Origin of the sequence: Mycobacterium gastri, from assembly GCF_002102175.1 — a bacterium.
Lineage (GTDB): Bacteria > Actinomycetota > Actinomycetes > Mycobacteriales > Mycobacteriaceae > Mycobacterium > Mycobacterium gastri.
In genome coordinates this window covers 1-9854 of the sequence record NZ_LQOX01000098.1, presented here as the reverse complement: position 1 = coordinate 9854, position 9854 = coordinate 1, and the positions used below count along the sequence as shown (strand labels likewise).

Below are 9854 nucleotides of genomic sequence, written 5' to 3'. Positions count from 1 at the left end.
CATCACTGGCAAACGGGTGGTCCCATGACCGTGGCTAAACCCTGCTCAAACCGGTCCCATCACGGTGGCGGTCGACAGGCCGAGCTGCGTTCCCCCGATGGTCCGCGTCAGCTGCCCCCCGGTAAGTAACCCCGGTAAGTAACCCCGGTAAGTAACATGGTGCGACACACACTGGCCGGCAGCATGCCGGGTCAGGTCGCATAGGATTCTGTCAGCGATGGTATCTCGGCAGGCGCCATCCTGACGGTGCCACCAGCCAGGCATAACGACGGACAAGGACGGGATCTCGTGGGTCTCTTGACGGCAGCACAGGACACGTTCTCACGGTGACATCCCGATCGCCGATCGCAATGCCGGCGGCCTCATGAAGGTCAGCCTTTTACTGGCGGACGCAGCGCAGGCCGACCCCCAGTCGGGTAAGGTCCACGCCCTCGGGCTGGGCTGGCGACAATGCCAAACACCCACTCCCCCTTTCGCTTTGGTGCTTTTTTTGGACATCGACTGGGATGAGACCAACCAACAGCACAAGTTGACGTGCCAACTGCTGACCACCGATGGAGATCCGGTGGTAGTGACGGGGCCGCATGGCCCGCAGCCCATGCTGTTCGAAGCCGCCGCCGAGGCAGGCCGGATGCCCGGGGCGATCCACGGCACTTCGGTCCGGATGCCGCTTGCCCTCAACATCCCGCCGGGAATTCCGTTGGAACCGGGACTCTACGAGTGGCGGGTGGAGGTGGAAGGCTTCGAGCAGGCCACGGCGGTTGAGGCTTTCATCGTGACCGGCGGAGGCCTTTCGCCGATGCCTTTCGAGTAAACTTAACCCCACTGTCGAAACGTCTGGACTGACAATTACTTTCATCGCATGAGTACCGCCCATCGCATCACTGTGGACGCCAACCCATATGTTTGGCCGTTCGACGGCGGCATCGCTGTCGAACGCACCGCGCTGATAAACATCGACTGGCAGGTCGACTTCGCCGGCGAAGTCGGCTACGTCGACACCATGGGTTACGACCTCTCGTTGACGCGCACTCCCCTGGGCCCCGCTCGGACCGTGCTCTGCGCCGCTCGTGAACTGGGGTTGTTCGTTGTGCACACGCGCGAGGGCCATCGGCCCGACCTCAGTGATCTGCCCGCGAACAAGAGGTGGCGGTCGGCGCGGATCGGGGCGGAAATCGGAGCGGCGGGACCACGCGGACGTATAAGGCATTACCCATCTCATCTTCACCGGCATACCACCGACGTGTGCGTCCACACCACGTTGCGCGAGGCGAACGATCGGGGGTACGAATGCCTGGTGTTGTCCGACTGCACCGGCGCCACCGACTACTCGAATCACCTAGCCGCACTGAAGATGATCACCATGCAGGGAGGGGTTTTCGGCGCCCACTCCACCAGCGCCGCTGTTCTCGAAGCGTTCGGCAATCTGACGCAAGCGGGCGTGACACCATCATTCGGCAGGTGAAATTCCGTGTTGCGCAGGATGGTTGGAACCCGACAAGCTAGCGCACGGTCAATTCGAGGCGTTCGAGGCGGCGCACCAGGATGCTCGGCAACCACTGTCCGACGTCGGCGGCCTCGATTACCGACGTTCGTTCGAGCAACTGACGTACGACGATCTGGGCCTCCAGGCGTGCGAGCGCTGCACCGACGCAGAAGTGCGAGCCCTTCCCGAAACTGAGGTGGCCCTTGCCTCGTCCGCGGTCAAGGCGGAATACACCTGGTGTTTCGAACTGAGCCGGATCGCGGTTGGCCGCGCCCCACAACAGCAGCAGGTGTGAGTCAGCCGGCAGGCCGATCCCGGCCAGGCTGGTGTCGTGACGCACGTGCCGGTAGTGACCCCGAAAAGGCGCCTCGTAGCGCAGCGTTTCCTCGATAAAGGCTCCCAGCAGGTCCGGATTGTCGCGCACCTGCCGCTGGATGTCGGGACGGGTTGCCAGTATCCAGGTCGCACTGCCCAGCAACGAGGCGGTCGACTCTCCTCCCGCGGCGAACAGGGTGACCATCATGACTTGGGCGGTGAGCGTGTCGATTTCGCCTGATGTGCAGGCGGCGGCAAGCTCCCCCAGCAAATTGTCTTGCGGACCGGCCGCCGCCCGGCTGAATTGGTCGGAGATGTAGCCGCTGAGCTCCATCACGGCGACCCCCGCGGCGGCGAGTTGCTCGTGACTGACCAACCCTTCGAGCAGTTGCGTGGCCGCGTATCCCCACTTCACCAGCTGGGCCACGTCCGCGTCGGGCGCGCCGATGAGCTGGGCCACGACCATCATCGGCAGCCGGTTGGCCAGCGCAGCCATCCATTCGATGCGACCCTCGTGCAGGCCGTCGGCCCAGAGCCGGCTTGCGGTCCGGGCGACAAACTGCTCGATGGCGCGGATTCGCTTGGCCGCCAAGTGGCGCACCAGTAGCTTGCGATGCAGTGCGTGAGCGGGATCGTCGGCGGTGGCCAGCACATGGGTCGGCCCGCCGAGCGCGTCCATCTCGAACGGCTTGACGGTTCCGTCGGCCGTGTAGGTCATCGTGGCGGTCAGGTTCGAGGAGAAGTCCTCGGGGCGGCTGATGGCGTCCTGCACGGCATCCCAACCGCATACCGCATAGAACGAGGAGCCAGCGATGCGGTGGACCGTTCCGGCGGCATGCATGCGCTCGTAGAGCGGGTAGGGATCCTGCAGGCATTCTGCACCGAAGAAGGCGTTGGCATCGATGGAGCATGTCCGGAGTCCGGTGGAACTCATCCGGTGATCCATCGCCGGCTCTGGGCGACGGCCCCGGCGGCACAGCGAACACTGCACACGGATGTCATTGCGCATCCTTTCTGCGTGGTATGCACTCGGGCCGATCAACCGAGAATTCATCCGCGGCAGGGCTCAGCAGGGACCTTCACCAGAGTGGTCGGTGGATATACCGCGCGTCAACGACGCGGCGACAATTGAACGACAATTGAAACGGGCATTACCCGGTGCTCCTTCGGGTTGTCTCACCGCGGGGCTCAGACCTGCGGTGTCGGCGGCAGTGGCCGCCGACGCCGTCTCAGGTCCGAGAAAAACCAGCCGCTTTTCCGTTGGCGCAGAACCGGGCCGTCAGCGTCGCATCGCGGCTCGGCGTTGCTCAGCGTGTCCAGGCGGGCGAGTCGGCCGCACTGCGCAAAGCTGAAACGATGCGGTCTTCCTTTTCCACGAAGCGCTCGGTCGGCGTGGGCACCGAGATCGCGATCACGTTGTCGCCCAACGCTCGTCCGGCGATGGCGGCCGCCGAAATCCCCGGGGTGTGCTCATCGCGATCGAAAGCGATTCCGGTGCTTCGGATTTCAGCGATTTCACGACGCAGCTCCGCGGCGACTTCGGGGGTGAACCTGGCGAGGGCGGCCGCTGCGGCGGCCTCGCCGAGTGCGGCGAGGGCCGCCTTTCCGTTGGCGGTCCCGTTCAGCGGGAATCGGACGCCGATTGCCGAGACGGCGCGGAGCCGGTGTGAAGATTCGACTTGGTCGATGAACCACATCTTCTGGCCACGCAAAATCGACAGGTCGACGGTTTCGCCGCCGGTGGCCGCGGCCACTCGCTCGATGGTCGGGCGGAATGCTGCCGCGACGTGCGCTCCGGTGGCGTTGCCGAATCCCAGCAGGCGTTCACCGAGGGAAAAGTGGCCACGGTCGTCGACGCTGGCCAAGCCGACTTCGACGAGACCGACCAGCAGGCGGCGAGTGGTCGACTTGGCCAGCTGTAAGCGCTCGCTGAGGTCGACCAGACGCAACTGGCCGGGGTCGGCGGCGATTTCGTCCAGTGCGGCTGCGGCCCGACGCAACACCTGGATACCCTCGTCGCGATTCGTCCGGGCATTTCGTTCCGTTCGCGGCACAATTCCACTATAGTGGTCCGCATCGCGAACTTTAAAGAACCGAAATGCGGATCAAAGGAGATCTGGGTGGGCGTACTTCCAGACGGGCGGCACTTCTTCCGTGGGGATGACGGTTACGAGGCCGCACGTCGCGGCTCGGTGTGGCATCAACGAGTGCCCGAACGCTATCCCGAGGTGATTGTGCAGGCTGTCGATGCCGACGACATCATCGCGGGCCTGCGCTACGCCAGGGCCAACGGCCACAAGGTCAGCATCGTCTCGGGCGGGCACAGCTTCGCGGCCAGCCATCTGCGCGACGGCGCCGTTCTGCTCGACGTCAGCCGCCTCGACCACGCGACGATCGACGCGGAAAACATGACGGCCGTCGCCGGTCCCGGCAAGGGCGGCAGCTTGCTCATGGCCGACCTGCAGGCACAGAACCTGTTTTTCCCCGGCGGCCACTGTAAAGGCGTCTGTCTGGGCGGCTACCTGCTGCAAGGCGGGTACGGCTGGAACAGCCGGATTTTCGGCCCGGCCTGCGAAAGTGTCATCGGACTCGACGTCATCACCGCCGACGGCGAGCAGATCCATTGCGACGCAGACAATCACCCCCACCTGTACTGGGCCGCCCGCGGCGCCGGGCCGGGCTTTTTCGGCGTCGTCACGTCGTTTTACCTCAAGCTCTATCCCCGCCCGGCCGTCTGCGGCACCAGCGTGTATGTGTACCCGTTCGACGTGGCCGACGAGGTCTACACCTGGGCCCGCAACGTCAGCGCCGACGTGGACCGTCGCGTCGAGATGCAAATCCTTGCCACCCGCAGCGTCCCCGAGATGGGTCTCGACATGCCGGCCATCGTGATGGCCTCGCCGGCATTCGCCGACTCGGAAGAAGAAGCCAAGGACGCCCTCGCGGTATTCGACACCTGCCCGGTCATCGACCGGGCTCTGGTCAAAACCCCTTATATGCCAACGGATTTGCCTGCCTGGTACGACGTCGTGATGACCCACTACCTGGGCGACCACCGGTACACCGCGGACAATATGTGGACCTCGGCGCCGGCCGAGGAACTGTTACCGGGCATCCGCAACATTCTCGACACCCTACCGCCGCACCCGTCGCACTTCCTGTGGCTGAACTGGGGGCCGTCCCCGACCCGTCAGGACATGGCCTACAGCATCGAAGACGAGATCTACCTGGCACTCTACGGCTCGTGGAAAGACGCTGCCGACGACGACAAGTACGGCGACTGGGCGCGGTCCAACATGGCGGCGATGTCGCACTTGGCCACCGGCATTCAGCTCGCGGACGAAAACCTCGGCCAGCGGCCGGCTCGGTTTGCCACCGATGCGGCCATGGCCCGGCTGGACAAGGTACGGGCGACCTACGATCCCGACGGGCTGTTCAATAGTTGGATGGGACGAATCTGATGACCGGCGATCTCTACCTGGGCTATCGCAACGACGACGCCGACACGCCGTTCGCCAAGTTCTTCAAACCCGAAATGGCGGCCCTGCCACAGCATGTCGTCGAGGCGCTACAGCACGGCCCGCAAGGCGGGATGGCGCTGTTGGCATTCGACGACGCCGCAACCGTTGCCGACGAAGGCTATCACCAGACCGAAAACGGCTACGGAATTCTCCAGGATGGCAGCTTCCAGGTCTCGGTCCGCACCGATATGCCCGGAGTCACCCCGGCGATGTGGGTCTGGTGGTTCGGCTGGCACGGCTGCGACACCCGGCGGTACAAGCTGTGGCATCCCCGGGCGCACCTGTCGGCCGCCTGGAAAGACGGTGACGACGCGGGTCGTCGGGGCAATCAGCGCTACCTCGGCCGCTGGTCGATGATCAGCGAGTACATCGGTTCGGCAATGCTCAATGCCGCAATCCAATTCGTCGCACCCGCCGCTTTGGGTCTGCCGGCAGATTCCGACGATGCGGTGACGATCTGTGCCCGGCTGGGCTCGGGTGACGCCCCGGTGGACGTCGGATGGTTCGTCCACCATATTCGGTCGACGCCGGGCGGCTCGGAGATGCGTTCGCGGTTCTGGATGGGCGGCCCGCACATCGAAGTTCGCAAGGCCCCGGGTGTGGCGTCAAAGGCGGTGCGTCCCATCGCGGCACGGGTGCTCGGCAACCGGGCAGCCACCGCTCGCAACCTGCTGGTGCACTGTGCACAGGAGATGAATCACCTCGCGGGGTTCTTGGCCGAACTCCACCAAAACTTCGGTGACGAGTAGGCGATCCTCAGTTGTGTTGGGCGAATGCCGGCGCAACGAAGTTCTGCACTAGCCGACGTTCGGCCTCCTCGTCTTCGCCCGGCCAGTAGACCAGCGACAGCACGACGCGTACCACCCATTTGGCGGCTTGCGGATCACCGCCGGCGAGCCCGGCAAGGTCGGTAGCAAATTGTGCGGTGAGCGGCGACTCGGCGAGCCAGGCCACCTGACGGGTGCCGCCGCGAATCGAACCGACCATCAGTTGGCACAGTGGGTCTGAGCGGATTTGCTTGATGGTCAACATGATTGCGGTGACAAGTCGCTCCACCCCGCTCAGCGGCTCGACGGCCGTGCGCACGGAGTCCACAATGCGGTGCGCGGTGCGCCGGACGACGGCGTTACGGATCTCGGTTTTTCCGCCGACGTAGCGGTAGATGGTCGCTCGGGAACAGTGGACTCGGGTGGCCAGCTTGTCGATATCCAGCGCATTGAGTCCGTCGCGGGCGATGAGGTCGGTTGCGGCCTCGTAGATCCGCTCGGCGGCGGCTTCGCGGCGGTCCCCTCCGAGGAGCCAATCGTCGACGGGCACGTGGTATCGCGTCCTTTCCGTCGAGAGCGTCGAGAAGCATAGGAAAATTTTCTAACGCTGAGACAAAGGTAACACTTGTTCTCACCATCGATGCAGGTCCCGTTCTCGTGCTGAGACGGACCCGCGCCATGGTTGCCACCGACCCATTTCAACTTGTCGTTACGCCGTTGACCTGCATGTTTCCGTTGGTCAGGGTAGTTGGACGACTCTTCGTCACCGGGCTCGCCGGCTGCCGGGCGGTCGTGGGCTGTCGTTGGCGGCTGCTGGATGAGGAGGCTGGGCGATGAACTTTTCGGTACTGCCACCGGAGATCAATTCGGCTCTCATATTCACCGGGGCGGGGGCGGAACCGTTGTTGGCGGCTGCGGCGGCCTGGGAGGGACTAGCGCAGGAATTGGACTCGGCCGCAACGTCGTTCGGTGCGATAACCGCGGGGCTGGTCGGCGAATCATGGCTGGGGCCGTCGTCGGCGGCGATGGCCGCAGTAGCAACCCCGTATGCGGATTGGCTTTCGGCCACGGCGGCCCAGGCCCGGCAAGCGGCAATGCAGGCCGAGACGCTGGGGATAGAGTTCGAGGCCGTCCGATCGGCGATGGTGCAGCCAATCATGGTGGCGGCCAATCGTTTCGATTTGGTGTCCCTGGTCATGTCGAACCTGTTCGGGCAAAACGCTCCGGCGATCGCCGCGGTGGAATCCGCATACGAGGCGATGTGGGCCCAAGATGTGTCGGCAATGGCCGCCTATCACGCAGGGGCTTCGGCCGTCGTCTCGGCACTGGAGCCCTTCACCCAGCCGCTGCAGAATCTGGCCGGGTTGCCCGCTCAGCTGGCCGGCGCGGCGGCCGCTGCCGCGGCCGGAGCGCCCCTCAACCTGGGCTTCGGCAACCTCGGCGGCGGCAACATAGGCAACGGGAACGCCGGCGCCGGCAACGTCGGCCATGGAAACCTCGGTAACTACAACCTCGGCGTCGGGAATCTCGGCAGCAACAACGTCGGCCCCGCAAACCTGGGCAGCTACAACACCGGCTTCGGGAACGCCGGCAGCTTCAACATGGGTCTGGCGAACACCGGCAGCAACAATTTCGGGTTCGGGAATACCGGCAGCAACAATATCGGCATCGGACTCAGCGGCACGGGCGGGGTGGGCTTCGGCTGGTTGAACTCCGGCACCGGTAATATCGGCTTGTTCAACTCCGGCGCCGGAAATGTCGGTTTCTTCAACTCCGGCACCGGTAATGTCGGGATAGGAAACTCCGGCTCCGGAAACCTAGGGTTCTTCAACGCCGGTCTCGCAAACTTCGGCAGCGGCAATTCCGGCAACTCCAACACCGGGTTGTTCAACCCAGGGGATTTCAATACCGGCAGCTTCAACGTGGGCGATGCCAACACCGGTGATTCGAATCTCGGAAACTACAACTCCGGCAGTTTCAACTCAGGATCAGCCAACACCGGTAGTTATAACACCGGTGATGCGAATACCGGATTTTTCAATTCCGGTAATTTGAACACAGGGGTCCTCAACACCGGTGACATGAACAACGGCTTCGCCTTCAGAGACACCGGGCAGGGCGGTCTCCGCTTCAATCTGGGCACTCCGGATCTGACTTTGCCGCCAATAAATGTTCCCGCAATAGCAATACCGGCTCTGGATTTACCGACAATTATTACTTCGAACTTGGCGATACCTGCTATCGACTTGCCGAAGATGACCGTACCCGCGATTGATGTGCCCGGGCTGGACCTGCCCGCTGTGACCGTGCCTGGATTCACGTTGGACAGCGCGCTGTTGGGCGGCTTCACCACACCGAAATTGGTCATTCCGGCGCTGACCACACCCACCGTCGCCGTGCCGGGGCTGGACCTGCCCGCCGTGACGGTGCCCGGTTTCAAGATCGACAGCGCGCTGGTGGGCGGCTTCACCACACCAAAGTTGGTCATTCCCGCGCTGACCACACCCACCGTCAACGTGCCGGGGCTGGACCTGCCCGCGGTGACCATGCCCGGTTTCAAGTTCGACAGCGCGCTGTTAGGTGGCTTCACCACACCAAAGTTGGTCATCCCCGCACTGACCACACCCACCATCAACGTGCCCGGCCTCGATCTGCCCAACATCACCACACCCCCAATTGGCGTGCCGGGGCTGGACCTACCCGCGGTGACCATTCCCGGCTTCAAGCTCGACAGCGCACTATTGGGCGGCTTCACCACACCCAAACTGGCCATCCCCGCACTAACCACACCCACCATCAACGTGCCCGGCCTCGATCTGCCCAACATCACCACACCCCCAATTGGCGTGCCGGGGCTGGACCTACCCGCGGTGACCATTCCCGGCTTCAAGCTCGACAGCGCACTATTGGGCGGCTTCACCACACCCAAACTGGCCATCCCCGCACTAACCACACCCACCATCAACGTGCCCGGCCTCGATCTGCCCAACATCACCACACCCCCAATTGGCGTGCCGGGGCTGGACCTACCCGCGGTGACCATTCCCGGCTTCAAGCTCGACAGCGCACTATTGGGCGGCTTCACCACACCCAAACTGGTCATTCCACCGCTGACCATGCCCACGATCGACGTCCCAGGTTTTGACTTGTCGGAGATGTTTATACCGGGGTTCAAGATTGACAGTGTTGCGCTCGGCGGCTTTCAATTACCGAAAATAGTGGTGCCACAAATGGATGCGCCGGCGATACGTGTCAATGGGTTCACGATCACCCCTCAGCTGAGGATAGATTGGGATACGAATGTATTTGCGCTGAAGGGAGTCAACTTTTACCCAAACACTGCTATTGTCGATCCTTTTAACGGCAGAGCGTTCTTCAACCTAACCTCGATTAGCTCCCCCGGCTTCGATCTTCCCAGCTTGACCATAGGTGGATTCACCATCAACCCGATCGGGGTCGACGCTTTCGGCCTTCCTCCGATTACGTTGCCCGACATCAGGATTCCACGTATCAACTTGGGCGCCTTCACCATTCCAGGGTTCACCACCGGGCAGTTCACCATCAACCCGATCGGCGTGGACTCCTTCGGCCTGCCGCCGATCACCCTGCCCGACATCAACATCCCACCCATCAAGCTGGGCGCCTTCACCATCCCGGGGCTCGACATCGATCCCATCCGTTTGGACGGCTTCAGCATTCCGGGGGCCACCACCACTCCGTTCACCATCAACCCGATCGGCGTGGACTCCTTCGGCCTGCCGCCGA

8 protein-coding genes are annotated in these 9854 nt (G+C 63.5%); 5 read left to right on the top strand and 3 right to left on the bottom strand.

What is annotated here, in order from left to right:
- Positions 1 to 364 precede the first annotated feature (364 nt).
- Together AWC07_RS10400 and AWC07_RS10395 are read left to right on the top strand one after the other, a co-directional pair.
- Complete coding sequence (locus AWC07_RS10400) at positions 365 to 814, top strand: DUF6941 family protein (RefSeq protein WP_036408580.1); 450 nt, start codon at positions 365 to 367, stop codon at positions 812 to 814.
- A gap of 48 nt (positions 815 to 862) precedes the next feature.
- The gene (locus tag AWC07_RS10395; RefSeq protein ID WP_036408583.1) at positions 863 to 1465 is read left to right on the top strand and encodes a cysteine hydrolase family protein; all 603 of its coding nucleotides are present in this window, start codon (positions 863 to 865) and stop codon (positions 1463 to 1465) included.
- A gap of 37 nt (positions 1466 to 1502) precedes the next feature.
- Here the strand turns inward: AWC07_RS10395 and AWC07_RS10390 are convergent, their stop codons facing one another.
- Both AWC07_RS10390 and AWC07_RS10385 read right to left on the bottom strand, forming a co-directional pair.
- The gene (locus tag AWC07_RS10390; RefSeq protein ID WP_208622392.1) at positions 1503 to 2735 is read right to left on the bottom strand and encodes a cytochrome P450; all 1233 of its coding nucleotides are present in this window, start codon (positions 2733 to 2735) and stop codon (positions 1503 to 1505) included.
- A 373-nt stretch (positions 2736 to 3108) separates the two neighbouring features.
- A complete protein-coding gene (locus AWC07_RS10385; protein ID WP_036408585.1) occupies positions 3109 to 3855 on the bottom strand; it encodes an IclR family transcriptional regulator in 747 nt (248 codons plus the stop codon).
- Between the two features lie 66 nt (positions 3856 to 3921).
- On the opposite strand from AWC07_RS10385, the gene AWC07_RS10380 reads away from it, so the two are divergent.
- Both AWC07_RS10380 and AWC07_RS10375 read left to right on the top strand, forming a co-directional pair.
- The gene (locus AWC07_RS10380; protein ID WP_036408599.1) at positions 3922 to 5262 is read left to right on the top strand and encodes an FAD-binding oxidoreductase; all 1341 of its coding nucleotides are present in this window, start codon (positions 3922 to 3924) and stop codon (positions 5260 to 5262) included.
- Positions 5262 to 6071 carry a DAPG hydrolase family protein gene (locus AWC07_RS10375; RefSeq protein WP_036408588.1) on the top strand — a complete coding sequence of 270 codons (810 nt, stop codon included), beginning with the start codon at positions 5262 to 5264 and terminating at the stop codon, positions 6069 to 6071. The genes AWC07_RS10380 and AWC07_RS10375 overlap by 1 nt, the downstream gene beginning before the upstream one ends.
- A gap of 7 nt (positions 6072 to 6078) precedes the next feature.
- Here the strand turns inward: AWC07_RS10375 and AWC07_RS10370 are convergent, their stop codons facing one another.
- The gene (locus AWC07_RS10370; protein ID WP_036408592.1) at positions 6079 to 6639 is read right to left on the bottom strand and encodes a TetR/AcrR family transcriptional regulator; all 561 of its coding nucleotides are present in this window, start codon (positions 6637 to 6639) and stop codon (positions 6079 to 6081) included.
- A gap of 283 nt (positions 6640 to 6922) precedes the next feature.
- On the opposite strand from AWC07_RS10370, the gene AWC07_RS26820 reads away from it, so the two are divergent.
- Positions 6923 to 9854 (top strand): PPE family protein (locus AWC07_RS26820; RefSeq protein WP_139829635.1); only part of this gene is annotated, 2932 nt, incomplete at its 3' end.

Coding starts and splice junctions, on each gene's coding strand:
- AWC07_RS10400 (WP_036408580.1), top strand. CDS start 365: ATGAAGGTCAGCCTTTTACTGGCGGACGCAGCGCAGGCCGACCCCCAG.
- AWC07_RS10395 (WP_036408583.1), top strand. CDS start 863: ATGAGTACCGCCCATCGCATCACTGTGGACGCCAACCCATATGTTTGG.
- AWC07_RS10390 (WP_208622392.1), bottom strand. CDS start 2,735: ATGAGTTCCACCGGACTCCGGACATGCTCCATCGATGCCAACGCCTTC.
- AWC07_RS10375 (WP_036408588.1), top strand. CDS start 5,262: ATGACCGGCGATCTCTACCTGGGCTATCGCAACGACGACGCCGACACG.